The organism is Gammaproteobacteria bacterium (genome assembly GCA_033720895.1).
Lineage (GTDB): Bacteria > Pseudomonadota > Gammaproteobacteria > Natronospirales > JAJUFS01 > JAWWBS01.
The window spans coordinates 17,347-42,463 of sequence record JAWWBS010000001.1 but is presented as its reverse complement, the minus strand read 5'-3'; the positions used below and the strand labels follow the sequence as shown (position 1 = coordinate 42,463).

General features: G+C 61.1%; 22 protein-coding genes and 2 tRNA genes. 23 read left to right on the top strand and 1 reads right to left on the bottom strand.

Annotation, left to right across the window (positions count from 1 at the left end):
• The first annotated feature begins 26 nt into the window (after positions 1 to 26).
• From R3217_00210 to pnp, 23 genes are all read left to right on the top strand, one after another.
• Positions 27 to 111: transfer RNA gene (locus R3217_00210), tRNA-Leu, on the top strand.
• A gap of 142 nt (positions 112 to 253) precedes the next feature.
• Entirely contained in the window at positions 254 to 622 is a 369-nt protein-coding gene (locus R3217_00205) for an NADH-quinone oxidoreductase subunit A (protein MDX1453858.1), read from the top strand.
• Positions 613 to 1,089, top strand: a complete 477-nt coding sequence (locus R3217_00200) for an NADH-quinone oxidoreductase subunit B family protein (GenBank protein MDX1453857.1) — start codon at positions 613 to 615, stop codon at positions 1,087 to 1,089. The genes R3217_00205 and R3217_00200 overlap by 10 nt, the downstream gene beginning before the upstream one ends.
• Positions 1,090 to 1,108: 19 nt before the next feature.
• Positions 1,109 to 1,840, top strand: coding sequence for an NADH-quinone oxidoreductase subunit C (locus R3217_00195; GenBank protein ID MDX1453856.1), 732 nt, complete (start codon positions 1,109 to 1,111; stop codon positions 1,838 to 1,840).
• A complete protein-coding gene (locus R3217_00190) occupies positions 1,833 to 3,086 on the top strand; it encodes an NADH-quinone oxidoreductase subunit D (protein ID MDX1453855.1) in 1,254 nt (417 codons plus the stop codon). The genes R3217_00195 and R3217_00190 overlap by 8 nt, the downstream gene beginning before the upstream one ends.
• On the top strand, positions 3,086 to 3,583 hold the full coding sequence (locus tag R3217_00185) for an NAD(P)H-dependent oxidoreductase subunit E (GenBank protein ID MDX1453854.1): 498 nt from the start codon (positions 3,086 to 3,088) through the stop codon (positions 3,581 to 3,583). The genes R3217_00190 and R3217_00185 overlap by 1 nt, the downstream gene beginning before the upstream one ends.
• A 30-nt stretch (positions 3,584 to 3,613) precedes the next feature.
• Positions 3,614 to 4,930: an NADH-quinone oxidoreductase subunit NuoF gene (gene nuoF / locus R3217_00180; GenBank protein MDX1453853.1), complete on the top strand. Its 1,317-nt coding sequence runs from the start codon at positions 3,614 to 3,616 to the stop codon at positions 4,928 to 4,930.
• Between the two features lie 69 nt (positions 4,931 to 4,999).
• Positions 5,000 to 7,384 (top strand): NADH-quinone oxidoreductase subunit NuoG, encoded by a 2,385-nt coding sequence (gene nuoG / locus R3217_00175; GenBank protein ID MDX1453852.1) that lies wholly within the window; start codon positions 5,000 to 5,002, stop codon positions 7,382 to 7,384.
• Between the two features lie 16 nt (positions 7,385 to 7,400).
• A complete protein-coding gene (nuoH, locus tag R3217_00170) occupies positions 7,401 to 8,561 on the top strand; it encodes an NADH-quinone oxidoreductase subunit NuoH (GenBank protein ID MDX1453851.1) in 1,161 nt (386 codons plus the stop codon).
• Positions 8,558 to 9,046 (top strand): NADH-quinone oxidoreductase subunit NuoI, encoded by a 489-nt coding sequence (nuoI, locus tag R3217_00165; GenBank protein ID MDX1453850.1) that lies wholly within the window; start codon positions 8,558 to 8,560, stop codon positions 9,044 to 9,046. Before nuoH ends, nuoI begins: the two co-directional genes overlap by 4 nt.
• A 17-nt stretch (positions 9,047 to 9,063) precedes the next feature.
• Positions 9,064 to 9,672: an NADH-quinone oxidoreductase subunit J gene (locus tag R3217_00160; GenBank protein MDX1453849.1), complete on the top strand. Its 609-nt coding sequence runs from the start codon at positions 9,064 to 9,066 to the stop codon at positions 9,670 to 9,672.
• A 48-nt stretch (positions 9,673 to 9,720) separates the two neighbouring features.
• Positions 9,721 to 10,026, top strand: a complete 306-nt coding sequence (gene nuoK / locus R3217_00155) for an NADH-quinone oxidoreductase subunit NuoK (protein MDX1453848.1) — start codon at positions 9,721 to 9,723, stop codon at positions 10,024 to 10,026.
• 4 nt (positions 10,027 to 10,030) lie between these two features.
• A complete protein-coding gene (nuoL, locus tag R3217_00150) occupies positions 10,031 to 11,983 on the top strand; it encodes an NADH-quinone oxidoreductase subunit L (protein MDX1453847.1) in 1,953 nt (650 codons plus the stop codon).
• A 56-nt stretch (positions 11,984 to 12,039) separates the two neighbouring features.
• A complete protein-coding gene (locus R3217_00145) occupies positions 12,040 to 13,569 on the top strand; it encodes an NADH-quinone oxidoreductase subunit M (GenBank protein MDX1453846.1) in 1,530 nt (509 codons plus the stop codon).
• An 18-nt stretch (positions 13,570 to 13,587) separates the two neighbouring features.
• Positions 13,588 to 15,033: an NADH-quinone oxidoreductase subunit NuoN gene (gene nuoN / locus R3217_00140; GenBank protein ID MDX1453845.1), complete on the top strand. Its 1,446-nt coding sequence runs from the start codon at positions 13,588 to 13,590 to the stop codon at positions 15,031 to 15,033.
• A gap of 98 nt (positions 15,034 to 15,131) precedes the next feature.
• Positions 15,132 to 15,208, top strand: a tRNA-Met gene (locus R3217_00135).
• A gap of 203 nt (positions 15,209 to 15,411) precedes the next feature.
• On the top strand, positions 15,412 to 15,864 hold the full coding sequence (gene rimP / locus R3217_00130; GenBank protein ID MDX1453844.1) for a ribosome maturation factor RimP: 453 nt from the start codon (positions 15,412 to 15,414) through the stop codon (positions 15,862 to 15,864).
• A 25-nt stretch (positions 15,865 to 15,889) separates the two neighbouring features.
• Positions 15,890 to 17,383, top strand: a complete 1,494-nt coding sequence (gene nusA / locus R3217_00125; GenBank protein ID MDX1453843.1) for a transcription termination factor NusA — start codon at positions 15,890 to 15,892, stop codon at positions 17,381 to 17,383.
• Positions 17,384 to 17,410: 27 nt separating this feature from the next.
• Entirely contained in the window at positions 17,411 to 19,957 is a 2,547-nt protein-coding gene (gene infB / locus R3217_00120; GenBank protein ID MDX1453842.1) for a translation initiation factor IF-2, read from the top strand.
• 27 nt (positions 19,958 to 19,984) lie between these two features.
• Positions 19,985 to 20,383, top strand: coding sequence for a 30S ribosome-binding factor RbfA (gene rbfA, locus R3217_00115; protein MDX1453841.1), 399 nt, complete (start codon positions 19,985 to 19,987; stop codon positions 20,381 to 20,383).
• Positions 20,383 to 21,294 (top strand): tRNA pseudouridine(55) synthase TruB, encoded by a 912-nt coding sequence (truB, locus tag R3217_00110; GenBank protein MDX1453840.1) that lies wholly within the window; start codon positions 20,383 to 20,385, stop codon positions 21,292 to 21,294. Before rbfA ends, truB begins: the two co-directional genes overlap by 1 nt.
• 183 nt (positions 21,295 to 21,477) lie before the next feature.
• Positions 21,478 to 21,747, top strand: a complete 270-nt coding sequence (gene rpsO / locus R3217_00105) for a 30S ribosomal protein S15 (protein ID MDX1453839.1) — start codon at positions 21,478 to 21,480, stop codon at positions 21,745 to 21,747.
• A 152-nt stretch (positions 21,748 to 21,899) separates the two neighbouring features.
• Positions 21,900 to 23,999, top strand: a complete 2,100-nt coding sequence (gene pnp / locus R3217_00100; protein ID MDX1453838.1) for a polyribonucleotide nucleotidyltransferase — start codon at positions 21,900 to 21,902, stop codon at positions 23,997 to 23,999.
• A 73-nt stretch (positions 24,000 to 24,072) separates the two neighbouring features.
• Here the strand turns inward: pnp and R3217_00095 are convergent, their stop codons facing one another.
• Positions 24,073 to 25,044, bottom strand: a complete 972-nt coding sequence (locus tag R3217_00095) for a hydrolase (GenBank protein MDX1453837.1) — start codon at positions 25,042 to 25,044, stop codon at positions 24,073 to 24,075.
• Positions 25,045 to 25,117: the final 73 nt, after the last annotated feature.

The following is a 25,117-nucleotide window of genomic DNA, read 5'->3' as shown; positions in this document are numbered from 1 at the left end:
ACCGCCGGGCGGTGGCAACCCGACATGCGGATGTGGTGGAACTGGTAGACACGCAGTCTTGAGGGGGCTGTGGCGCAAGCCGTGCGAGTTCGAGTCTCGCCATCCGCACCAGTTTTTGAGTTGATGATCGAGCGGGCCACAGGCGATCCCGGCAGGGACCCCTGCTACGGCCCAGACGCCTGGGGGACATGTAAATGGCCCCCTTATTACTGTTAAAATGCCGGTCTTTCGGCAGGCCACGGGTGCGTCCGTAATGCTGCAAGAATACGTTCCGATTCTCGTTTTCCTCGGTATCGCGTCCGGACTGGGCATTGTCCTGATCCTGGTCGGCCTGACCATCGGTCGCTGGGCCTCCAAGGGCAAGTGGGATGCCGAGAAGCTCTCCCCCTACGAGTGCGGCTTCGAGGCCTTCGAAGACGCTCGCATGAAGTTCGATGTGCGCTACTACCTGGTCGCCATCCTGTTCATCATTTTCGATCTCGAAATCGCATTCCTGTTCCCCTGGGCGGTCGCCCTGGGTGACATCGGCCATTTCGGTTTCTGGGCCATGGCGCTGTTCCTCGGCATTCTCGTGATCGGTTTCATCTACGAATGGAAGAAAGGAGCTCTCGAATGGGAGTAGAAGGCGCTGCCAACAAGGGTTTCGTCGTCACCGGCGTCGACAACCTCATCAACTGGGCACGCACCGGCTCGATGTGGCCGATGACCTTCGGCCTGGCCTGCTGTGCGGTCGAGATGATGCATGCCGGTGCTTCCCGTTACGACCTTGACCGTTTCGGCGTGATCTTCCGCCCGAGTCCGCGCCAGTCGGACGTCATGATTGTCGCCGGTACGCTGGTGAACAAGATGGCTCCCGCGCTGCGCAAGGTCTACGACCAGATGCCGGCGCCACGCTGGGTCATCTCCATGGGCTCCTGCGCCAACGGCGGCGGCTACTACCACTATTCCTACGCGGTCGTGCGCGGTTGTGATCGCGTCGTACCGGTCGATGTCTACGTGCCCGGTTGCCCGCCGACGGCGGAGCAGCTGATGTACGGCATCATCCAGTTGCAGAAAAAAATTCGCAGAACCAACACCATCGCGCGCTGAGCGCCAGCAGGAGCCGGCAATGTCGGAGAAACTGAAACGGCTTGCAGCCCGGGTTGACGAGCGCTTCGAAAAGCAGCTGACCCGAGTCGAGTCACATCCAGGCGAACTGAGTTACGAAGTCGCGGCCAGGGACCTGCTCGAGGTCTGCCAGGCGTTGCACGACGAAGCCGACTTCGGCTTCGAGCAGTGCATGGACGTCTGCGCCGTCGATTACCTGAGTTACGGCCAGGGCGAGTGGCGTACCAATGATGCGACCGATACTGGTTTCAGTCGCGGCGTGCATCGCACCCTGCGTGACGCCGAACCGAATTACGACCGCCGTTTCGCTGTCGTTTATCACCTGCAGTCGAATGCCAACAACCATCGCCTGCGGCTGAAGGTTTTCTGCGATGCGGCCGAGCCGCCGATCGTGCCGTCGGTGAACTCGATCTGGAATTCGGCCAACTGGTTCGAGCGCGAGGCCTTCGACCTTTACGGGATCCTGTTCGACGGCCACCCGGACATGCGCCGCATCCTGACCGACTACGGCTTTGTCGGCCATCCCTTCCGCAAGGACTTTCCGCTCAGCGGCCACGTCGAGGTTCGCTTCGACCCCGAGAAGGGCCGCGTGGTCTACCAGCCGGTGTCCATCGAGCCGCGCACCCTGGTGCCTAAAGTCATCCGCAAGGATCACCGCTACGCGGACATGCTGAAGGCCCAGGACAACGCGAAAGTGAAGGACCAGTCGAAGGAGAACGCCGGCGATGCGTGAGATCCAGTCATACACCATGAACTTCGGTCCGCAGCATCCGGCAGCACATGGCGTGCTGCGCCTGGTGATGGAGATGGAAGGCGAGGTGATTCGCGGTCTTGATCCGCACATCGGCCTGTTGCATCGCGCGACCGAGAAGCTGGCCGAGTCGAAGCCGTACAACCAGTCGATCGGCTACATGGATCGTCTCGACTACGTGTCGATGATGGTCAACGAGCATGCTTACGTCATGGCGATCGAGAAGCTGCTGGGTGTCCAGCCGCCGAAGCGTGCGCAGTACATCCGCGCCATGTTCGACGAGCTGACCCGCATCACCAATCACCTGATGTGGCTGGGTGCGCACGGTCTCGACATCGGCGCCATGACCATCTTCCTGTATTGCTTCCGTGAGCGCGAAGACATCATGGACATGTACGAAGCCGTGTCCGGCGCGCGCATGCATGCAACCTACTACCGTCCGGGCGGCGTGCACCGCGACCTGCCTGAAAAGATGCCGCAGTACCAGGCCTCCAAGTTCCGCAGCAAGAAGGAACTGGAAAAGCTGAACGACGCGCGCTCGGGGTCGCTGCTCGACTTCATCGATGACTTCGCGAATCGCTTCCCGGGCCTGGTCGACGAGTACGAAACACTGCTGACCGACAATCGCATCTGGAAGCAGCGCACCGTCGGTATCGGTGTCGTCTCGCCGGAGCGAGCCCTGAATCTCGGCTTCAGCGGTCCGATGCTGCGCGGTTCCGGATTTGCGTGGGACCTGCGCAAGAAACAGCCGTACTCGGTCTACAACGAACTCGACTTCGACATTCCGGTCGGCGTGAATGGCGACTGCTATGACCGTTACCTGGTGCGTATCGAGGAGATGCGCCAGTCTGCAAATATCGTCAAGCAGTGCGTCAAGTGGCTGCGCGACAACCCGGGTCCGATCAAGATCGACGACCACAAGATTTCGCCGCCGCGTCGCGAGGAAGCGAAGGGCGACATGGAATCGCTGATTCATCACTTCAAGCTCTACACCGAGGGTTATTGCCCGCCGGAAGGCGAGGTCTATGCCGCGGTGGAGCATCCGAAGGGCGAGCTGGGTGTGTACCTGGTGTCCGATGGCTCCAACAAGCCGTACCGCATGAAGGTCCGTGCGCCGGGCTTTGCGCACCTCGCGTCCATCGACGAAATGTGCAAGGGCCACATGCTGGCCGACCTGGTGTCGATCATCGGCACGCAGGACATCGTATTCGGGGAGATCGACCGCTGATGTCTGAGCAAGCAAACAACGCCGTGCTGTCGGCGCACATCATCGAGGAAATCGATCACGCGCTGGCCAAGTACCCGGCCGAGCAGAAGCGATCTGCCGTGCTTGCCGCACTGCATGCCGTGCAGCACGAGCATGGGCACTTGTCCAACGAACTCATGGATGCGGTCGCCGCAAAACTCGAGATCGAGCCGATCAAGGTCTACGAGGTTGCGACCTTCTATTCCATGTTCGAAACGAAGGAGGTAGGTCGCAACAGCATCTCCGTCTGCACCAACATCTCCTGCATGCTGCGCGGCGCGGACGAGATCGTCGAGCACATCGAGAACAAGCTGGGAATCAAGACCGGTCAGTCGTCGGAAGATGGCAAGTGGCACATGAAGTGCGAGGAAGAATGCCTCGCCGCCTGTCGCAACGCGCCGATGATGATGGTGAACCACAAGTATTACGAGAATCTCACCACCGACAAGGTGGACGAGATTCTGGACGAGCTGGACTGACGCTCCACGCACGGAGTAGGGAAGCACGAAATGGCTGAACAGGTATTCGTTTGCTACGAGACGATGGAGAAGTTCCCGGACGAGCCGTGGAGCTTCGAGAACTACCGGAAAATCGGTGGTTACGACGCGCTCGAGAAGATCCTGAAGGAAAAGATCTCGCCTGAAGAAGTCGTCGAGATGGTCAAGGCGTCCGGCCTGCGTGGTCGTGGCGGTGCCGGCTTCCCGACGGGCCTGAAGTGGTCCTTCATGCCGAAGGGCGACATGCAGAAGTACGTGGTCTGCAACTCCGACGAATCGGAGCCGGGCACCTGCAAGGATCGCGACATCCTGCGCTACAACCCGCATGCCCTGGTCGAGGGCATGATCATCGCCGGTTACGCCATGGGCGCCACGGTCGGTTACAACTACATTCGCGGCGAATTCATGGACGAGCCGTATCCGCGCATGGAGCAGGCCCTCAAGGAAGCCCGCGAGGCCGGCTACATCGGCAAGAACATCCTGGGCTCGGGTTTCGATTTCGAACTGCACAACCACCTCGGTGCAGGTGCGTACATCTGCGGCGAGGAAACCGCGCTGCTGGAATCGCTGGAAGGCAAGAAGGGCCAGCCGCGATACAAGCCGCCGTTCCCGGCCAACTACGGTGTCTACGGCAAGCCGACCACCATCAACAACACCGAGTCCTATGCCTCCGTGCCGACCATCATCCGGAAGGGTCCGGAGTGGTTTGCGGGTCTCGGTACCGAGAAGAGCGGTGGTTCGAAGATCTTCTCCGTGTCCGGCCATGTCGAAAAGCCGGGCAATTACGAAGTGAAGATGGGCATGCCGTTCAAGGACCTGCTCGAGCTGGCGGGCGGTGTCTGGCAGGGGCGCAAGCTCAAGGCCGTCATCCCGGGCGGTTCGTCTGTGCCGGTCGTGCCGGGCGAGCTGATGCTGCAGGCCAACATGGATTACGAATCGATTCGTGATGTCACGGGGTCGATGCTGGGTTCGGGTGCGGTGGTCGTGGTCGATGACCAGACCTGCATGGTGAACCTGCTGAAACGCATTTCGCGTTTCTACTATTCCGAATCCTGTGGCCAGTGCACGCCGTGCCGCGAGGGCACCGGCTGGCTGTACCGGGTGCTGGAGCGCCTCGAAGACGGCCAGGGCCGCATGGAAGATCTCGACATGCTGGACGACGTGGCCAGCAAGATCGAAGGTCACACCATCTGCGCGCTGGGTGATGCAGCCGCGATGCCGGTCCGCAGCTTCATCAAGCACTACCGCGATGAATTTGCGTATCACGTCGAGCACGGCTGCTGCATGGTCGGGCCAGGTGCGAAGAAGCCGGCCGACAACGCGGCGTAATTTGGAAACGAATTTTTCAGGTCGACACCACGGTGTCGGCGCCAGGAACCAAGCTTGGAACCGAAACAGATGAGCGACGATCAGGTAACGATAGAAGTCGACGGCAAGGAGCTGAAAGCCCGCAAGGGACAGATGCTCATGGAAGTGACGGACGCCGAAGGCGTTTACGTCCCGCGCTTCTGCTATCACGAAAAGCTTTCGGTCGCGGCCAATTGCCGCATGTGCCTCGTGGAAGTCGAGAAGGCACCGAAGCCGATGCCGGCCTGTGCCACGCCGGTGATGGACGGCATGAAGGTGTTCACGAACTCGCCGCGTGCCTTGTCGGCGCAAAAGGCGACCATGGAATTCCTGCTGATCAACCACCCGCTGGACTGCCCGGTCTGCGACCAGGGTGGTGAATGCGAGCTGCAGGACCTGGCGATGGGCTTCGGTTCCGATGTATCGCGTTACACCGAGGGCAAGCGCGTCGTGCCGGACAAGAACATCGGTCCGCTGGTGTCCACCGACATGACCCGCTGCATTCACTGCACGCGTTGCGTTCGCTTCGGCGAGGAAGTGGCCGGTATCCAGGAGCTGGGTGCGACGGGTCGAGGCGAGCACATGCAGATCGGTACGTACATCGAGAAGAGCGTCGATCACGAACTGTCGGGCAATGTCATCGATCTCTGCCCGGTCGGTGCACTGAATTCCAAGCCATTCCGCATGCGTGGCCGCAGCTGGGAAATGCTCGAGCATGCGCTGGTGGCACCGCACGACTGTGCGGGTTCGAACCTGTTCGGCCACACCCTGCGCGGCAAGTTCATGCGCGTCGTGCCACGTGACAACGAATCCATCAACGAGACCTGGATCGCCGATCGCGACCGGTTCAGCTACGAAGGCATTCATGCCGGGCAGCGCCTGCAGAAGCCGATGTTGAAGATCGATGGCGAGTGGGTCGAAACCAACTGGGACGAAGCGCTGGAAGTGGCTGCCAAGCGACTGAAGGCCGTGCTGGCAGAACATGGCGCCGAGCAGCTCGGCGTGCTGGCCTCGGCGTCGTCGACGCTCGAAGAGTTCTGGCTGCTCAAGCGCCTCGCGAATGCGCTGGGCGTCGCCAACATCGACCATCGCCTCCGCCAGGTCGATTTCCGCAATGATGCCGACGCACCGGTCTACCCGTCGCTGGGTTGTGGCATCTCGGAACTCGAAGCCATGAACAGCGTGTTCGTGGTCGGTTCCAGCCTGCGCAAGGACGTGCCGATCGTGGCGCACCGCGTGCGCAAGGCGGCGATGGCTGGCGCGCAGGTGTCCTTCCTGAATCCGCGGCAATACGAATTCCTGTTCCCGGTGCATGCCGAGCGCGTGGCGGGCTACGCCGAGCTGGTGAACGAGCTGGCCGCTGTGGCAAAGGCCGTCGCCGACAAGTCAGGCAAGAAGCTGCCGGCTTCCATCGCCGGCATTGCCGACAAGGCCGAAGTCAATGATGCGGCGAGAGCGATTGCCGCCTCGTTGGTCGATGGCGAGCGCACCACGATCATCCTGGGTGACCTGGCTGAAGGTCATCCGGCGTTTGCCGACCTGGAAGTGCTGGCAGCGGCTATTGCCGACATGGCAGGCGCCACCTCTGGCGTGCTGTCCGGCGGTGCCAACAGCGTCGGTGGCTGGCTGGCCGGGGCCGTGCCGCATCGCGACGCGGCTGGCAAGCCTGCCGAGCGGGCCGGGCTGAATGCCGCCGAGATGCTGGACAAGGGTCTCAAGGCCTACCTGTTGCATGGTGTCGAGCCGGAACTCGATGCCTGGAATGCCGCACACGCCGAGAAGGCCGTGCAGGCTGCGGAAACCGTGGTCATGCTGACGTCCTTCATCAGCGAGCGCATGAAGGAATACGCTGACGTGCTGCTGCCGATCGGCACCCTGGGCGAGAGCTCCGGAACCTTCGTCAATGCCGAAGGCCTGTGGCAGCACTTTGGCGGAGCGGCCAAGGCACTCGGCGAAGCGCGTCCGGCCTGGAAGGTCTTGCGAGTGATGGGCAACCTGCTGGAAGTGGATGGTTTCGATTACATGGAGCCGGGCGATGTCACCCAGGAGTGCAGTGATGCACTCGTGTCGATCGAATCGGCCGGCACCTTGAGTTCCTCGCGCAAGCTCGAGGCCTTCAAGGCGGACAAGGGCCTGCATCGTGTTGCCGAAACGGCGCTGTACGGTACCGACATGCTGGTCCGTCGTGCGGCATCCTTGCAGGCAACCGACGATACGCTTCGCCAGCGTGCCGTGATCATGCATTCCGAAGACGCCGCGGCTGCCAAGGTGCAGTCGGGTGACGAGGTCGTGCTCAGTGCCAACGGTGACAGCACGCAGGCCGTGGTTGCCATCGACGATGGCCTGGCGCGTGGCAATGTATTCCTGGCTTCGGGTCTCGAAGGTGTTGCCGGGTTCGGCGCTCGCTTTACCCCTGTTTCGGTCAGCAAGGCTTGAGGACGGTTGAATGGAAATGATTGTCGAATTCGTTCTCGGTATCTGGAACTGGTTCTGGCCGGAAGTTCGCTATGTCCTGGCGATCGTGCCCTGGGTGTTGCTGGTCATGCTGCCGCTGGTAGTGCTGGTCGGTTTCTACACCCTGCTGGAACGCAAGGTCATCGGTGCCATGCAGGGGCGCAACGGACCGAACCGTGTCGGTTTCCATGGCACCTTCCAGTGGCTCGCTGACGTCGTGAAGCTGGTGATGAAGGAAGTCATCATTCCGGCAAACTCCAGCAAGTTCCTGTTCATCATCGCGCCGATCATTTCGCTGGCGCCGGCCTTTGCCACCTGGGCGGTCGTGCCGTTCGATGATGGCTGGGTGCTGGCCGACATCAATGCGGCGCTGCTGTACGTGCTGGCGCTGACCGGCGTGGGTGTCTACGGCGTGATCATTGCCGGCTGGGCATCCAATTCGAAGTACGCTTTCCTCGGCGCCATGCGCTCGGCAGCGCAGATCGTCGCTTACGAAATCGCGATGGGCTTTGCCCTGGTCGGCGTGCTGATGGCTGGCGGTTCGCTGAGCCTCGGCGATATCGTCCGCGCCCAGTCGGGTTCCATCATCGACTGGTTCTGGCTGCCGTTGCTGCCACTGTTCCTGGTCTACTTCATTTCCGGTGTCGCGGAAACGAACCGCGCACCCTTCGACGTCGCGGAAGGTGAATCCGAAATCGTTGCGGGCTTCCATGTCGAATACTCCGGCACGGCCTTTGCCGTGTTCTTCCTGGCCGAGTACGCCAACATGATCCTGATCTCGGCACTGACCGCGATCTTCTTCTTCGGTGGCTGGCTGAGCCCCTTTGCGGGCATCCCGGGCCTGGAAAGCATGTTTGCCGGTGTTCCGGGCATTATCTGGTTCTGCCTGAAGATGTTCTTCTTCATGTACTGCTTCCTGTGGTTCCGCGCGACATTCCCGCGCTACCGCTACGACCAGATCATGCGCCTGGGCTGGAAAGTGTTCATTCCGGTGACCATCGTCTGGTTGATGGTGATGGGCCTGTTCAAGGTCATGGAATGGGGCTGGGATGCACTGGGCATCGTGACCGGCATCGGCACCGTACTGCTTATCCTGATCGCGAAGTTCACCGGGCAGGCGCCGGCGAGCCGCGACAATGACAAGGTGACGCAATCATGACTGCACTACGCAACTGGATCGATACCTGGTTCCTGTCGGAGCTGTGGGGCGGCCTGAAGCTGACGGGCAAGTATTTCTTCAAGCCGAAGATCACCTTGCAGTACCCGGAAGAAAAGACCCCGAAGTCGCCGCGTTTCCGTGGCCTGCATGCGCAGCGCCGCTACCCGAACGGCGAAGAGCGCTGCATTGCCTGCAAGCTCTGCGAGGCGGTCTGCCCGGCGCTGGCAATCACCATCGATTCCGAAATGCGCGAGGACGGTACGCGTCGTACCACGCGCTATGACATCGACCTGTTCAAGTGCATCTACTGCGGCTTCTGCGAGGAAGCCTGTCCGGTCGATGCCATTGTCGAAACCCGCGTGACCGAGTTCCATTTCGAGAAACGTGGCGAACAGGTCATGACCAAGGACAAGCTGCTTGCGGTGGGTGACAAGTACGAAGCGCAGATCGCTGCGGATCGTGCTGCCGACCGCCAGTACCGATAAAGGGGCGAGGATAAGACATGCCATTTTCCGTCGAAGCACTGATCTTCTGGCCGACCGCCGCGCTGCTCGTGTTTGCGGCTCTCGCCGTGATCACCGTGCGCAATCCGGTTCACGCTGCCTTGTTCCTGGTGCTGTGCTTTTTCAGCAGTGCCGTTCTCTGGCTGATGCTGGAGGCCGAGTTCCTGGGCATCGCGCTGGTGCTGGTCTATGTCGGCGCCGTGATGGTGCTGTTCCTGTTCGTGGTGATGATGCTCGACATCAATATCGCTGTGCTGCGCCAGGGCTTCGTCCGGTACGCGCCGCTGGCTGCCATTTTCGCCATCGTCATGGTTGCCGAGCTGGCTTACGTGATCTGGCACAAGCAGCTCGGCATTGCCGAGTACGTGCGCACGCCGCTGCCCGAGGGTTACAGCAACACCTCGGCCATCGGCCAGGTGATGTACACCGAATACGTCTATCCCTTCGAAATTGCAGCGCTGATCCTGCTGGTTGGCATCGTTGTTGCCATCACGTTGACCATGCGCAAGCGCGAAGGAACCAGGCACCAGAATGCGGCCGAGCAGGTGAAGGTGAAGCGCGACGATCGCGTCCGCCTGGTCAAGGTCGAATCGGAAACCGATCAATAGAGTCAGCAACCAACGGTTGCTGCCAAGGAAGCTAGGGGCGAAATACTGATGATTTCCCTGTACCACTACCTGACGCTTGGCGCGGTGCTGTTCAGCATCGCCGTTGCCGGCATCTTCCTGAACCGGAAGAACGTCATCGTCCTGCTGATGTGCGCCGAGCTGATGCTGCTGGCCGTCAACATGAACTTCATCGCATTCTCGCGATTCATGGACGACCTGGCAGGGCAGGTGTTCGTCTTCTTCATCCTGACGGTAGCTGCTGCTGAAGCGGCCATCGGTCTGGCCATCCTTGTCGTGCTGTTCCGCAACCGCAACAGCATCAATGTCGAAGACCTCGACAGCTTGAAGGGCTGAGGACATGGAAAACGTCTATCTCGCAACCGTATTCGCTCCCTTGCTGGCCGCCATCACGGCAGGCCTGTTCGGCAAGGTCATCGGCCGCTCCGGCGCACACTGGATCACCATCCTCGGCGTGGCGATCTCCTTCGTGCTGTCCTGCATCGTCTTCAAGCATCACATCATCGATGGCGCAGAGGTCTACAACGCCTCTGTCTACCAGTGGATGATGGTCGACGGCATCCGCTTCGAGATCGGCTTCCTGGTCGACAGCCTGACCGTGATGATGATGACCGTGGTGACCTTCGTGTCGCTCATGGTGCACATCTACACCATCGGCTACATGCACGAAGACCCGGGTTACCAGCGCTTCTTCAGCTACATCTCGCTGTTCACCTTCTCCATGCTGATGCTGGTGATGTCGAACAACTTCCTGCAGCTGTTCTTCGGCTGGGAAGCGGTCGGCGTGGTGTCGTACCTGCTGATCGGTTTCTGGTTCAAGAAGGAAAGCGCGATCTTCGCCAACATGAAGGCCTTCCTGGTCAACCGTGTGGGTGACTTCGGCTTCCTGCTCGGCATTGCCGGCGTGCTGTTCTACACCGGCACCCTGGATTATGCCGAGGCCTTTGCAGCCGCACCGTCGCTCTCCGGCGAGACCATGCAGATCATCCCGGGCTCCGACTGGCTGGTGCTGTCGGTGATCGGCATCTGCCTGTTCGTCGGCGCGATGGGCAAGTCGGCGCAGGTGCCGCTGCATGTCTGGCTGCCGGACTCCATGGAAGGCCCGACGCCGATTTCCGCCCTGATCCACGCCGCGACCATGGTCACGGCCGGCATCTTCATGGTCGCGCGCATGTCGCCGATCTACGAGCTCGCCGAAACTGCCTTGATGGTCATCCTGGTCATCGGTTCGGTCACCGCCTTCTTCATGGGCCTGCTGGGCATCGTGGCCAATGACATCAAGCGCGTGATTGCCTACTCGACGCTGTCGCAGCTGGGTTACATGACCGTGGCGCTGGGCGCCTCGGCCTACGCCGCCGGCGTCTTCCACCTGATGACGCACGCGTTCTTCAAGGCGCTGCTGTTCCTGGCGGCCGGTTCGGTCATCATCGGCATGCACCACGAGCAGGACATGCGCAAGATGGGTGGCCTGAAGAAGTACATGCCGGTGACGTACTGGACCTCGCTGGTCGGTACGCTGGCACTGATCGGCTTCCCGTTCTTCTCGGGCTTCTTCTCCAAGGATGCCCTGATCGAAGCGGTGCATTACTCCGAACTAGGCTGGGCTGCCGAGGTCGCTTACTGGTCGGTACTGTCGGGCGTGTTCGTCACGGCGCTGTATTCCTTCCGCCTGTTCTTCATGACCTTCCATGGCGAAGAGAAATTCGACAAGAGCCATCACGTGCCGCACGAGTCGCCGCTGGTCGTGACCGTGCCGCTGGTGCTGCTGGCGATCCCGTCCATCTTCATCGGTTATTTCACCATCGGACCGATGCTGTTTGGCGACTACTTTGCCGATTCGATCCATGTTGCCGCCTCGCATGACGTGCTCGGCAAGCTGGGCGAGATCTGGCACGGTCCGGTCGCCTTCGTGCAGCATGCCTTTGCCGGCCCGGCCGTGTACCTGATGACGGCTGGCGTGATCACGGCCTGGGTGTTCTGGTCGTGGAAGCCGGAACTGCCCGGCAAGGTCGAACGCGCCCTGAAGCCGCTGCACTCGCTGCTGGTCAACAAGTACTTTGCCGACGATTTCAACCAGAAGGTCTTTGCCGGCGGTTCGACGCTGCTGGGCAAGGTGTTCTGGAAGGCCGGTGATGAAACGATCATCGATGGCCTGGCCGTGAACGGCTCGGCGCACAGTGTCGGCGCGCTCGCTGCGGTGCTGAAGAAGGTCCAGACGGGTTACCTGTATCACTATGCCTTCGCCATGATCATCGGCGTGTCGGGCATGCTGGCCTGGCTGTTGTTTGCATAGGTCGAATCCAGAACAAGAACCGGACACGATTTCCCGACAGGGGTTGAGGAACAAGAATGTTTAACGATCTTCCATTGCTGAGCCTGGTCATCTGGTTGCCGATTTTCGGTGGCCTGGCCGTGCTGCTGATCGACAAGGCGGGTGACGAGGCGGCCGGCATGCGTGCTCGCTGGGCATCGCTGATCGTGGCGCTGGCCACCTTCCTGGTCAGCCTGCCGCTCTACACGGGCTTCGACATGGCGACGGCGGACATGCAGTTTGTCGAACGCCTGCCGTGGATCGATTACCTGAACGTCTGGTACCACCTCGGCATCGACGGCATTGCCTTGCCGCTGATCCTGCTGACGACCTTCGTGACCGTGCTGGTCGTGGCCGCCGGCTGGGAAGTGATCAAGGACCGGGTGGGGCAGTACATGGCCGCCTTCCTGATCATGGAAGGCCTCATGAATGGCGTGTTCTCCGCCGTCGACGGCCTGCTGTTCTACATCTTCTGGGAAGCCATGCTGATCCCGATGTTCCTGATCATCGGCATCTGGGGTGGTCCGCGCCGCGTCTACGCGACCATCAAGTTCTTCCTCTATACCTTCCTCGGCTCGGTATTCATGCTGGTGGCGCTGATCTACCTCTACATGCAGGCGGGTGGCAGCTACAACATCCTCGATTTCCATGCGCTGCCGCTGCCGATGACGGCGCAGATCCTGATCTTCCTGGCGTTCTTTGCTGCCTTCGCGGTGAAGATCCCGATGTTCCCGGTGCACACCTGGTTGCCGGATGCGCACGTGGAAGCACCGACCGGCGGTTCCGTCATCCTGGCGGCCATCATGCTGAAGCTGGGTGGTTACGGCTTCCTGCGCTTTGCGCTGCCGATCGCCCCCGACGCTTCGGCTTACCTTGATGGTTTCGTGATTGCGTTGTCGCTGATCGCGGTGGTCTACATCGGATTCGTCGCGCTGGTGCAGCAGGACATGAAGAAGCTGATTGCCTATTCCTCGATTGCCCACATGGGCTTCGTGACCCTGGGCTTCTTCCTGCCGTTTGCCATCTGGACGGCCACGGGCTCGACCCAGGGTGCCGTGCTGGGCATGGCTGGCGGCATGGTGCAGATGATTTCCCATGGCTTCATCTCCGGCGCGCTGTTCCTCTGCGTGGGCGTGATGTATGACCGCGTGCACAGTCGCGAGATCTCGGCCTACGGCGGCGTGGCCAACACCATGCCGGTGTTCGCCGCGTTCATGGTGCTGTTCGCGATGGCCAACTCGGGCCTGCCAGGTACCTCGGGCTTCGTGGGTGAATTCATGGTGATCCTGGCGAGCTTCAATGCAAGCTTCTGGATTGCCTTTGCCGCTGCAATGACGCTGATTCTCGGCGCTGCCTACACGCTCTGGCTGGTCAAGCGCGTGCTGTACGGTGAAGTCGCCAACGACAACGTGGCGAAGCTCGAAGACGTCAATCGTCGCGAGTTCGCCATCCTCGCCGTGCTGGCCGCGACGGTGCTGTTCTTCGGCATCTACCCGGACCCGCTGACCGAGGTCATGAACGCCAGTATCGAAAACCTCGTCGCGCATGTAATGCAGTCGAAACTGTAAGGGATCGAAACAGAAACCATGGCTACGAATTTCATAACTCCCGACCTGATGCCCGCCTTGCCGGAAATCTTCCTGATGAGCATGGCTTGCATCATCCTGGTCGCCGATCTCTTCCTCGAGCAGGATCGCCGCATCGTCACGCACTGGATGTCCATGGGGACGCTGGTGATCCTTGCGCTGATCACCATGTCGCAGAATGACAACGTGACGGTGTCGACCTTCGGTGGCATGTACATTGCCGATGGCATGGCGCATGTATTGAAGCTGGTTGCCTACGCGACCATGGGCGCGATCTTCATCTATTCCAAGGAATACCTGGAGGCGCGCAATCTCTTCCAGGGCGAGTTCTACACCCTTGGCCTGTTCGCCTTGCTGGGCGTGATGGTGATGATTTCGGCGCATCACTTCGTGGTGCTGTATCTCGGTCTCGAGCTGCTGTCGCTGTCCCTGTACGGCCTGGTGGCCATGCAGCGTGACAACGGGGTAGCCTCCGAAGCCGCCATGAAGTACTTCATCCTGGGTGCGATCGCCTCCGGCTTCCTGCTCTATGGCATGTCGATTCTTTACGGTGTGACCGGCGCCCTGGGCATCACCGAGGTCGCTGCCTATGTCAGCAGTCATTCGATGTCCGTCGGCCTGGTGCTGGGCGTGGTGTTCGTGGTGGCCGGACTTGCCTTCAAGCTGGGTGCCGTGCCGTTCCACATGTGGGTGCCGGATGTTTATGACGGCGCGCCGACGGCCATGACCCTGATGATCGGTACCGTGCCCAAGCTCGGTGGCTTTGCGCTGTTCATGCGCCTGCTGGCCGATGGCCTGGGCGATGCACAGCAGGCCTGGCAGCTGATGCTGATCGTCCTGTCGGTGGCTTCCATGGCCATCGGTGCCACGGTCGCCATCGTCCAGACCAGCATGAAGCGCCTGCTGGCGTATTCGACCATCTCGCACGTCGGCTTCATCCTGCTGGGCATCCTGGCCGGCACGGAGCAGGGCTATGAGGCGGCCATGTTCTACACCATCATCTACGTGATCATGTCGGCCGCCGGCTTCGGCATGATCCTGCTGCTGGCCCGCAATGGCTTCGAGGCCGACCAGGTCAGCGATTTCGCCGGGCTGGCGCGTCGCAGCCCCTGGTTCGCCGCGATGATGATGTTCGTCATGTTCGGCATGGCCGGCGTGCCGCCATTTGCCGGTTTCTTTGCCAAGTTCGAGGTGATTCGCGCCGTGCTGGACGTGGACCTGCTCTGGCTGGCCATTGCCGCGGTGGTGTTCTCGGTCATCAGTGCCTATTACTACCTGAAGGTCGTCAAAGTGATGTACTTCGACGAGCCCGAGGGCGAGATCCTGCCGCTGGAGGCAGCCGCGAATGTCCGCACCGTCATGACCGTCAACGGCCTGCTGATCCTGGGCCTGGGCATCTTCCCGAACGCCCTGATGACGGTCTGCATGCGGGCAATTGGGTACTGAGTAGCCAGAGTCGCACCTTTGGTCGGATCTATGCGGCATTAGTCGCTGATTTGGCTTGAAAAATGGCGCATAAGTCTCTAGTATGCGCGTCTGTCGGGTGCGGGGTGGAGCAGTCTGGCAGCTCGTCGGGCTCATAACCCGAAGGTCGCAGGTTCAAATCCTGCCCCCGCTACCAACTTTGTTGAAAAACCCCGATGGTTATCGGGGTTTTTTCGTTTACGGCCCTGATTTTGGCCCATGCATGGCTGGGGTCGAACTGGAATTGACGTGAGGTTGTTTCCAGAAAGGATATAGAAGTCCTTGATTTACAAGGGCTTTAGGGAGTGGGCCATTGGCCCATTTTTTATTTGATGCAGCGAGTGAGTGTAGGGCGTCCGGATGGCATTGCGTGACCAGATGATCGAACTGCTGGAGCCGACCGTCGAAGCCATGGGCTACGAGCTGGTCGAGGTGGAGTGCAGCACCAATCCCAAGAACGGGCTGTTGCGCCTCTACATCGACGGACCGGACGGCATCGGGCTCGAAGACTGCGAAAAGGTCAGTCACCAGGTCAGTGGCGTGCTGGACGTCGAGGACCCGATGCCGGGCGAGTACTCGCTGGAAGTGTCCTCCCCGGGGCTGGACCGGCCGCTGCGCACGGGCGCGCATTTCGAGGCCGTCATCGGCCAGCGGGTCAAGCTGGAGCTGGACAAGCCGGAGAACGGCCGCTGGCGCTTCACCGGCGAATTGAAAGGTTTTGCCAACGATGTCCTGACCGTGGACGTCGATGGCGAGGAAGTGAACGTGGAAGCGGCAGCGCTGAAGAAGGCGCGGCTGGTTCCGGAATTTTGAGACTGAATAGTCAGGAACTGCAGTCATGACGAAAGAAATTCTGTTGGTTGCCGATGCCGTTTCGAACGAGAAAGGCGTCGACAAGGAAGTGATCTTCGAGGCAATCGAGGCGGCGCTGGCATCGGCCACGCGCAAGCGCCACGGTGGTGACATCGAAGCGCGGGTGGTGATCGATCGCGAAACCGGCGATTACGACACCTTCCGCCGCTGGGAAATCATCGAAGACGATGCCGAGATGGAGTTCCCCGAGAAGCAGATCACCCTCAGTGCCGCGCAGCACGACGAGCCGGACCTGCAGGTCGGTGATTACGTCGAAGAGCAGGTCGAGTCGGTCGCCTTCGGCCGCATCGCTGCCCAGACCGCCAAGCAGGTCATCGTGCAGAAGGTGCGCGAAGCTGAACGTGCCCAGGTCGTCGAGCAGTACGAGGATCGCATCGGCGAATTGCTTACCGGCATCGTCAAGCGCGTCGAACGCGGCGCGGTCTACATCGACCTCGGCGGCAATGCCGAAGCCTACATTCCGCGCGAAGAAATGATTCCGCGCGAGGCCGTGCGCCCGGGTGACCGCGTGCGTGGCTACCTGAAGGAAGTGCGCTCCGAGCAGCGCGGTCCGCAGCTGTTCGTCAGCCGTTCGGATCCGCGCTTCCTCGAAGAGCTGTTCAAGATCGAAGTGCCGGAAATCGGCCAGGGCCTGATCGAGATCATGGGTGCTGCCCGTGATGCCGGCCAGCGCGCCAAGATTGCCGTCAAGTCGAACGACCAGCGCATCGATCCGGTTGGCGCCTGTGTCGGCATGCGTGGTTCGCGCGTGCAGGCCGTGTCGAACGAGCTGGCCGGCGAGCGCATCGACATCATCGTCTGGGACGACAACCCGGCACAGTTCGTGATCAATGCCATGTCGCCGGCCGAGGTCGTGTCGATCGTGGTCGACGAAGACAAGCATTCGATGGATATCGCCGTCGAGGAAGACAAGCTGTCGCTGGCCATTGGCCGTGGCGGCCAGAACATTCGCCTGGCATCACAGCTTTCCGGCTGGGAGCTGAACGTGATGACCGAGTCGCAGGCGGAAGAGAAGACCGAGAGCGAGCTCAAGGAGCTGCAGCAGGTTTTCATGGAACACCTCGACGTGGATACCGAAGTTGCTGCAATCCTGGTTCAGGAAGGCTTTTCCAGCATCGAGGAAGTGGCCTACGTGCCCGAGTCCGAGCTGGAGCAGATCGAGGAATTCGACGAGGACATCGTCGCCGAACTGCGCGGTCGTGCGCGCGACGTGCTGCTGACGCAGGCGATCCAGAGTGAAGAGCAGATTGGTGATGCCAAGCCGGCAGACGACCTGCTGGGCATGGAAGGCATGGACGAGGCGCTGGCCTACGTGCTGGCTGCCAAGGGCATCATCACCATGGAAGATCTCGCCGAGCAGGCGACCGATGAACTGATGGAAATCGAAGGCATGGACGAAGAACGTGCCAAGCAGCTCATCATGACGGCCCGCGAGCCGTGGTTTGCCGAGCAGGAATAAGGAACCGGTCACACCGGGAGGGATTCAATGGCGGAAGTAACCGTTAAGCAATTTGCAGACGTACTGGGTATCGGCCCGGACAAGCTGTTGTCACAGCTGGCCGAGGCTGGCCTGGACCACAAGAGTGCTGATGAGACGATCGACGATGATCAGAAGCTGCAGCTGCTGACGCACCTGCGTCGCAGCCACGGCAAGGGCGAGTCGGGCGACTCTGCGCCTGGCAAGATCACGCTGAAGCGTCGCAGCACCAGCGAGTTGCGTACGGGTGACAACCGCGGCAAGTCCAAGACCGTCAGCGTCGAAGTTCGCAAGAAGCGTACTTACGTGAAGCGTTCCGTGCTCGAGGAGCAGGAAGCAGCTCGCAAGGCCGAGGAAGAGGCCAAGCGCGCAGCCGAGGAAGACGCCAAGCGCGCCGAGCAGGAAGCCGAGGAAGCCAAGAAGCGCGAGGCCGAGGAAGCCGAGCAGCGCGCCAAGGCCGAAGTGGAAGCCAAGCAGGCCGAGGTGGTCGCCGAGGAAGAAGCCAAGCGCGCCGAGGAAGAAAAAGCCGAGCGTGAAAAGGCCGACGAGGAAGCCCGTGCTGCCCGCGAGGAAGCGGAACGTCGCAAGGCCGAGGAAGAAGCCAAGAAACAGGCTGCCGAGGACGAGCGCAAGCAGCAGCGTGGCAAGGCGGCCACGCGCTACGGCCGCAACGAATTGCATGTCGCGGCCGGCAAGTCCGGTCGTCGCCAGGCCGGCAAGAAAGGACCGAGGCGTCGCGGTGGAGCTCCGACGGGCGGTGGTCAGCATGGCTTCGAGAAGCCGGCGGCCCCGGTCAAGCGGGAAGTCAACATCCCGGAATCCATTACGGTCGGCGAGCTGGCCCAGAAGCTGGCCATCAAGGCGCCCGAGCTGATCAAGCAGTTGATGGGCCTTGGTGTCATGGCGACCATCAACCAGGCGCTGGACCAGGAAACGGCCCAGATCGTGGTCGAGGAGATGGGACACACCGCCAAGCTGATGAAGGAAAACGAGCTCGAGGAGCAGGTCATTGCCGAAACCATCGGCACGACGGAAGAGGGCGAAGGCGTAGCCCGCCCGCCGATCGTGACCATCATGGGTCATGTCGATCACGGCAAGACCTCGTTGCTCGACTACATTCGCACCACGACCGTTGCCGACGGCGAAGCCGGCGGTATCACCCAGCACATCGGTGCCTACCACGTCGAAACCAAGCGTGGTGTGGTCAGCTTCCTCGATACCCCGGGTCACGCGGCGTTCACCGCCATGCGTGCCCGCGGTGCACAGCTGACCGACATCGTGGTGCTGGTCGTGGCTGCCGATGACGGTGTCATGCCGCAGACCAAGGAAGCGGTCGAGCATGCGCGCGCCGCCGGCGTGCCGCTGGTCGTGGCTGTCAACAAGATGGACAAGCCTGAAGCCGATCCGGATCGCGTCAGGAACGAGCTCTCGCAGCTAGAAGTGATCTCCGAGGAATGGGGTGGTGACACCCAGTTCGTACCGGTTTCCGCGAAGACCGGCGAAGGCATCGATACCCTGCTGGAATCGCTGGTGCTGCAGGCCGAACTGCTCGAGCTGAAGGCGCCGACCGATGGATTCGCCAAGGGCGTGGTCGTCGAGTCGTCGCTTGAGAAGGGTCGTGGTCCCGTGGCAACCGTGCTGGTGCGCAGCGGCAAGCTGAAGCGCGGCGACATCCTGCTCGCTGGCCAGGAGTATGGTCGCGTGCGTGCCATGTTCGACGAGCATGGCGAGCAGATCGACGAAGCCGGTCCGTCCATTCCGGCCCAGGTTCTGGGCCTGTCGGGCGTGCCGTCTGCGGGTGACGAAGCCTTTGTCGTCGCTGACGAGCGCAAGGCGCGTGAAGTCGCCAACTTCCGTTCGTCCAAGCAGCGTGAAGCCAAGCTGGCACGCCAGCAGTCAGCCAAGCTCGAGAACATGTTCACCAACATGACCGAAGGTGATGTCGGTGTCGTCAACCTGATGATCAAGGCTGACGTGCAGGGTTCCGTGGAGGCACTCAGCGAGTCCTTGACCAAGCTGTCCACCGACGAAGTGCGCGTGAACATCGTCGCTTCCGGCGTGGGCGGCATCACCGAGTCCGACGTCAACCTGGCGACGGCTTCGGAAGCCATCATGATCGGCTTCAACGTGCGCGCCGATGGCACGGCACGCAAGCTGATCGACGAGAATGGCGTCGACGTTCACTACTACAGCGTGATCTACGAAGCCATCGACCAGGTGAAGGCGGCCATGTCGGGCCTGCTGTCGCCGGAAATGCGCGAAGAGATCATCGGTCTTGCCGAGGTTCGCGATGTCTTCAAGGCACCGAAAATCGGCCAGGTCGCCGGCTGCCTGGTCATCGAAGGCTCGGTCAAGCGCAACAATCCGATTCGCGTGCTGCGCGACAACGTGGTCATCTACGAAGGCGAGCTGGAATCGCTGCGCCGCTTCAAGGATGACGTGAACGAGGTCAAGTCGGGTGTCGAGTGCGGTATCGGCGTGAAGGATTACAACGACGTCAAGGTCGGCGACCAGATCGAGTGTTTTGAAAAGGTCGAGGTTGCACGAACCATCTGAGGTTCGTGAACTGCCGAGAGCGACGAGATGCCCAAGGAATATTCCCGCAGTACACGCGTAGCCGAGCAATTGCGTCGCGAGCTCAGCGAGCTCGTGCGCTGGCAGGTGAAGGACCCCCGCGCGCAGGATGTTTCCGTGACCGAGGTCGAGCTGTCGAAGGACCTGGCCTATGCCAAGGTTTTCTTCAGCCGGCTTGACGAAGACGCGGATGCCATCAAGGAAAGCACGCAGGCCTTGAATCGAGCGGCCGGCTTCCTGCGTCGCGAGCTGGGCAAGTCCCTGCGCATGCGTCACGTGCCGGAACTGCGCTTCCTCTATGACGACAGCTTGGCCAAGGGCGCACACATGGATGCCCTGATTGCCACTGCGCGCAAGCGTGATGAAGAAAACAGCAATACCGACGCAGACGAGGAATCGTCCGACTGATGGCCAGGCGTCGCAAGGGCAGGTCGATTGATGGAGTGTTGTTGCTGGACAAGTCCACCGGCATGACATCCAATCGCGCACTGCAGGCCGTCAAGCACATGTTTGGCGCGGCCAAGGCCGGCCACACGGGGAGCCTCGACCCGCTGGCGACCGGCATGCTGCCCATCTGCCTCGGCAATGCCACCAAGTTTTCCGCTTTTCTCCTGGACGCCGACAAGCACTATCGTGTTACCGCGAAGCTTGGCGAACGCACCGACACGGCCGACGCCGAGGGCAAGGTCATCGAATCCATGCCGGTGCCTGCAATGGAAGAGGCCGCGGTGCTGACCGTGCTGGAACAGTTTACCGGTGCCATCGAGCAGGTTCCGCCGATGTACTCGGCGCTGAAGCACGAGGGCAAGCGGCTGTACGACATCGCCCGTGCTGGCGGAGAGGTCGAGCGCAAGGCGCGCCGGATCCGAATCTATTCCCTGTCTCTGGAAGCGCTCGACCAGGAGTCGTTCAGCCTGGACGTGCGTTGCTCCAAGGGCACCTACATTCGCAGCCTGGTTGAGGACATCGCCGAGGCGCTGGGTACCGTTGCGCACGTGACCGAGCTGCGACGACTGGGTGTCGGGCCATTCGAAAAGCGCCCCATGCTGTCGCTGGAAGAGCTCGAGGCCGTGCGCGACGAGGGCGGCCATGCGGCGCTGGACCAGCGCCTGCTGCCGGTGGACAGCCCGGTTGCGGACTGGCCGTTGTTGCGTCTCAACGAGGACCTGGCGCATTACGTCATGCATGGCCAGGCCGTGCAGGTGCCGCAGGCGCCGAGCGAAGGCGAGGTGCGCCTGTATGCCGAAGCGGGCAATTTCCTCGGCATCGGCGAGGTCGCCGACGATGGCCGGATTGCGCCAAAACGCCTGATGAGCTGAGGATTTTGCGGCCTGCCGGGGCGGTTTTTGGTCGAAATATCGTAATTATCGGATTTTTAACGCTTTTTCTGGTCTGTCAGGGCGCATTTTGGCTTGTGACAGGCCTTGCACGCCGCTAAAATACGCGGCTCATTCTCGGGGCTTAGCGCAGTCGGGTCCCTGGTAACCATAGGAAATATTGAAATGCCTTTGACAGTAGAAAAGAAGCAGGAAATCATCGCCGAGTACAAGACGGGCGAGGGCGATACCGGTTCGCCGGAAGTGCAGGTTGCACTCCTTTCCGCACGTATCAACGAATTGACGGGTCACTTTGCCGACCACAAGCATGATCACCACTCGCGTCGTGGCCTGCTGAAGATGGTCAACCAGCGTCGCAAGCTGCTCGATTACCTGAAGAGCAAGAACCGCGACCGCTACCAGGATCTGATCAAGCGACTGGGCCTGCGCCGCTAAGCGCTTCCCACTGAACGTGATCCACGAATAGCTTGTAACGCAGGAACCGGACTCAACCCCGGTTTCTGCGTTTTTGCGTTTCGAGGGTCGAAACGCACTTCCGCCGGAGGGCCGGCAGGAAGTTGTAGGTAACCAAAGAGAGAGTACTTAACGTGAAATCCATCAAGAAGTCCTTCCAGTACGGTGAGCACACCGTTTCCATCGAAACCGGCGAGATCGCCCGTCAGGCTGACGGTGCCGTTCTGGTCAACATGTCCGATACCGTCGTGCTGGTCACGGCTGTCGGCCGCAAGAAAGCCAACCCGGACCAGGGTTTCTTCCCGCTGACGGTCAACTACCAGGAAAAGACCTACGCAGCCGGCAAGATCCCAGGTGGTTTCTTCAAGCGTGAAGGTCGTCCTTCCGAGAAGGAAACCCTGACCTCGCGCCTGATCGATCGCCCGATCCGCCCGCTGTTCCCGGAAGGATTCAAGAACGAAGTCCAGGTCATTGCCACTGTCGTGTCGATGAACCCGGACGTGGACCCGGACATCCCGGCCATGATCGGTGCCTCCGCAGCGCTCGCGCTGTCGGGTATCCCGTTTGACGGCCCGATCGGCGCTGCACGCGTCGGTTACAAGGACGGCCACTACCTGCTGAACCCGACGTTCAGCCAGCTGGCTGATTCGGACCTCGACCTGGTGGTCGCCGGTACCGAAGGTGCCGTGCTGATGGTCGAATCCGAAGCCAAGTGCCTGCCGGAAGACGTGATGCTGGGTGCCGTGCTGTTTGGCCACGAAGCCATGCAGGAAGCCATCAAGTGCATCAAGGAACTGGCTGCCGAGTGCGGCAAGCCGCGCTGGGACTGGCAGGGTCCGGAAGCGGACAAGGCGCTCGTCGAAGCGGTCAAGGCGGCGTGCGGTGCCGACATCAATGCGGCCTACCAGGTTGCCGACAAGCAGGAACGTGGCGACAAGCTCGGCGAAATCCGCGAGCGCGTGCTCGAGGAACTGGCCGGCGGCGAGACGCCGAAGTTCGATGCAAAGGCCGTGGCCGAAGTCTTCCACGACATCGAGTACACCACCGTGCGCGAACGCGTCCTGTCGGGCGAGCCGCGAATCGACGGTCGCGACACCCGTACCGTACGTCCGATTTTCGTCAAGACCGGCGCGCTGCCGCGCACCCATGGTTCGGCGCTGTTCACCCGCGGTGAAACGCAGGCGATCGTCGTGACCACCCTGGGCACCGGCCGCGATGCACAGATCATCGATGCCATCGAAGGCGAACGCAAAGAGCCGTTCATGTTGCATTACAACTTCCCGCCGTACTGCGTGGGCGAAACCGGTTTCGTCGGTTCGCCGAAGCGTCGCGAGATCGGCCACGGTCGTCTTGCCAAGCGCGGCATCATGGCCGTCATGCCGGACATGGAAGAGTATCCATACGTCATCCGCGTCGTCTCTGAAATCACCGAGTCGAACGGCTCCAGCTCCATGGCATCGGTCTGCGGCACCTCGCTGTCGCTGATGGATGCCGGTGTGCCGATCAAGGCGCCGGTGGCTGGTGTGGCCATGGGCCTGGTAAAGGAAGACAACCGCTACGCCGTCCTGACCGACATCCTCGGTGACGAGGATCACCTCGGTGACATGGACTTCAAGGTGGCCGGTACCGAAGACGGCGTGTCCGCGTTGCAGATGGATATCAAGATCCAGGGCATCACGCCGGAAATCATGCAGGACGCCCTGTCGCAGGCCAAGGATGCGCGTCTGCACATCCTCGGCGAGATGAACAAGGTCATCGACAAGCCGCGTACCGAGATGTCCGACTGGGCACCGCGCATCATCACCATGAAGATCCACACGGACAAGATCCGCGACGTGATCGGCAAGGGTGGTGCGGTGATTCGCCAGCTGACCGAAGAGACCGGTGCGACCATCGACATCCAGGACGACGGCACCATCAAGATCGCTTCGGTCGATCGTGCTGCTGGTGAAGAAGCCAAGCATCGCATCGAAGAGATCACGGCTGATGTCGAAGTCGGTCGCATCTACGAAGGCAAGGTCGTCAAGCTGATGGACTTCGGCGCATTCGTGACGATCCTGCCGGGTCGTGACGGACTCGTGCACATCTCGCAGATCTCCGATGAGCGTGTCGAAAAGGTTTCCGACAAGCTCAGCGAAGGCGACGAAGTGCGCGTCAAGGTGCTGGAAGTGGACAAGCAGGGCCGTATCCGCCTGTCCATGAAGGCCGTCGACGCCGAAGCCGAATCTGCCTGATTCGGTTTCGACTGCTGCATGCAAGAAGGCCGACCCTTGCGGGTCGGCCTTTTTCTTTGCGCGGAAGGATGTCTCAGAGTGGCAGGTGCTCCCTGAGGTAGGCGGGTATGCGCTCCTCGAGGTAATAGCGAGGCTGCCATGGCCAGCGGCCGCCGACAAAGCCGACGTGACCACCACCCTCTGCCAGCTCCAGCGTGACAGCATCGGCAAGCATGTCGTCGGTAGGCGGTGTGGCCGGCGACATGAAGGGGTCGTCCTTGGCGTGGATGATCAGGGTAGGCGTACCGATGTGCCTGACCAGGGGCCGTGAACTGCAGCGTGCATAGTAATCGTCGGCATCCGCGAAGCCATGCAGGGGCGCGGTCAGGGCATTGTCGAACTGCCGGAAGGTCCTGAGGCTGGCAATGTCCGGTTCGAGTCCCTCCTGTTCGAACAGGTGTCGCTTGGCCCGGGCCGTCTTCTTCATCTTCAGCATCAGGTGGGCCTGGTAGACCTTCGAGAAGCCGCGATTGATGAATTCGGAGCAGGCCTTCAGATCGAACGGCACGGAGACGGCGACCCCGGTGACCAGCAGGTCCTGCTGCGGGTTGTCGGCCAGCCACTTGAGAATGGCATTGCCGGACAGCGAGTAACCGATGGCAGCCAGCGGCGCGTCCGGCTCGCGCTCTTTCAACAGCTTGAAAAAGAATTCGAAGTCGCGGGTCTGTCCCGAGTGGTAGGACTGCGGCAGCCGATTGATTTCACCCGAGCAACTGCGCGAATGCATGATGACCGCGCGGTAGCCGGCGTCGGAAAGCTTTTTCAGCATCCAGCCCGCGTAGCGCGACTTGATCGAGCCTTCCAGGCCATGCAGCAGGATGACGATCGGCGCATCGACACGACCGCCGGCGACCCAGTCGGCATCCACGAAATCACCATCCGGCAGCTCGATGCGTTCGCGTCGTATCGCGAGATCCGGCTGTGGTCTGAGTATGTTGGGAACAATGGTCTGCAGGTGGCGGTTGGACAGCCACCAGGCCGGTTTGAAGTCGCTGCGTTTCAGCACGGACAATCCCTTTGCCGCTGTGGCAGTGGCTCATAAAACGCCGGCCGCAGATGCGGCCGGATACAAGGGGGGA

What these genes read in the sequence shown, in the direction of transcription:
- truB (MDX1453840.1), top strand. Translation starts at nt 20,383, where the DNA reads ATGGCCAGGCGTCGCAAGGGCAGGTCGATTGATGGAGTGTTGTTGCTG.
- nuoK (MDX1453848.1), top strand. Translation starts at nt 9,721, where the DNA reads ATGATTTCCCTGTACCACTACCTGACGCTTGGCGCGGTGCTGTTCAGC.
- R3217_00200 (MDX1453857.1), top strand. Translation starts at nt 613, where the DNA reads ATGGGAGTAGAAGGCGCTGCCAACAAGGGTTTCGTCGTCACCGGCGTC.
- nuoF (MDX1453853.1), top strand. Translation starts at nt 3,614, where the DNA reads ATGGCTGAACAGGTATTCGTTTGCTACGAGACGATGGAGAAGTTCCCG.
- infB (MDX1453842.1), top strand. Translation starts at nt 17,411, where the DNA reads ATGGCGGAAGTAACCGTTAAGCAATTTGCAGACGTACTGGGTATCGGC.
- R3217_00185 (MDX1453854.1), top strand. Translation starts at nt 3,086, where the DNA reads ATGTCTGAGCAAGCAAACAACGCCGTGCTGTCGGCGCACATCATCGAG.
- nusA (MDX1453843.1), top strand. Translation starts at nt 15,890, where the DNA reads ATGACGAAAGAAATTCTGTTGGTTGCCGATGCCGTTTCGAACGAGAAA.
- R3217_00195 (MDX1453856.1), top strand. Translation starts at nt 1,109, where the DNA reads ATGTCGGAGAAACTGAAACGGCTTGCAGCCCGGGTTGACGAGCGCTTC.
- R3217_00205 (MDX1453858.1), top strand. Translation starts at nt 254, where the DNA reads ATGCTGCAAGAATACGTTCCGATTCTCGTTTTCCTCGGTATCGCGTCC.
- nuoH (MDX1453851.1), top strand. Translation starts at nt 7,401, where the DNA reads ATGATTGTCGAATTCGTTCTCGGTATCTGGAACTGGTTCTGGCCGGAA.
- R3217_00160 (MDX1453849.1), top strand. Translation starts at nt 9,064, where the DNA reads ATGCCATTTTCCGTCGAAGCACTGATCTTCTGGCCGACCGCCGCGCTG.
- R3217_00145 (MDX1453846.1), top strand. Translation starts at nt 12,040, where the DNA reads ATGTTTAACGATCTTCCATTGCTGAGCCTGGTCATCTGGTTGCCGATT.
- nuoL (MDX1453847.1), top strand. Translation starts at nt 10,031, where the DNA reads ATGGAAAACGTCTATCTCGCAACCGTATTCGCTCCCTTGCTGGCCGCC.
- rimP (MDX1453844.1), top strand. Translation starts at nt 15,412, where the DNA reads ATGGCATTGCGTGACCAGATGATCGAACTGCTGGAGCCGACCGTCGAA.
- nuoG (MDX1453852.1), top strand. Translation starts at nt 5,000, where the DNA reads ATGAGCGACGATCAGGTAACGATAGAAGTCGACGGCAAGGAGCTGAAA.
- nuoI (MDX1453850.1), top strand. Translation starts at nt 8,558, where the DNA reads ATGACTGCACTACGCAACTGGATCGATACCTGGTTCCTGTCGGAGCTG.
- nuoN (MDX1453845.1), top strand. Translation starts at nt 13,588, where the DNA reads ATGGCTACGAATTTCATAACTCCCGACCTGATGCCCGCCTTGCCGGAA.
- rbfA (MDX1453841.1), top strand. Translation starts at nt 19,985, where the DNA reads ATGCCCAAGGAATATTCCCGCAGTACACGCGTAGCCGAGCAATTGCGT.
- rpsO (MDX1453839.1), top strand. Translation starts at nt 21,478, where the DNA reads ATGCCTTTGACAGTAGAAAAGAAGCAGGAAATCATCGCCGAGTACAAG.
- R3217_00190 (MDX1453855.1), top strand. Translation starts at nt 1,833, where the DNA reads ATGCGTGAGATCCAGTCATACACCATGAACTTCGGTCCGCAGCATCCG.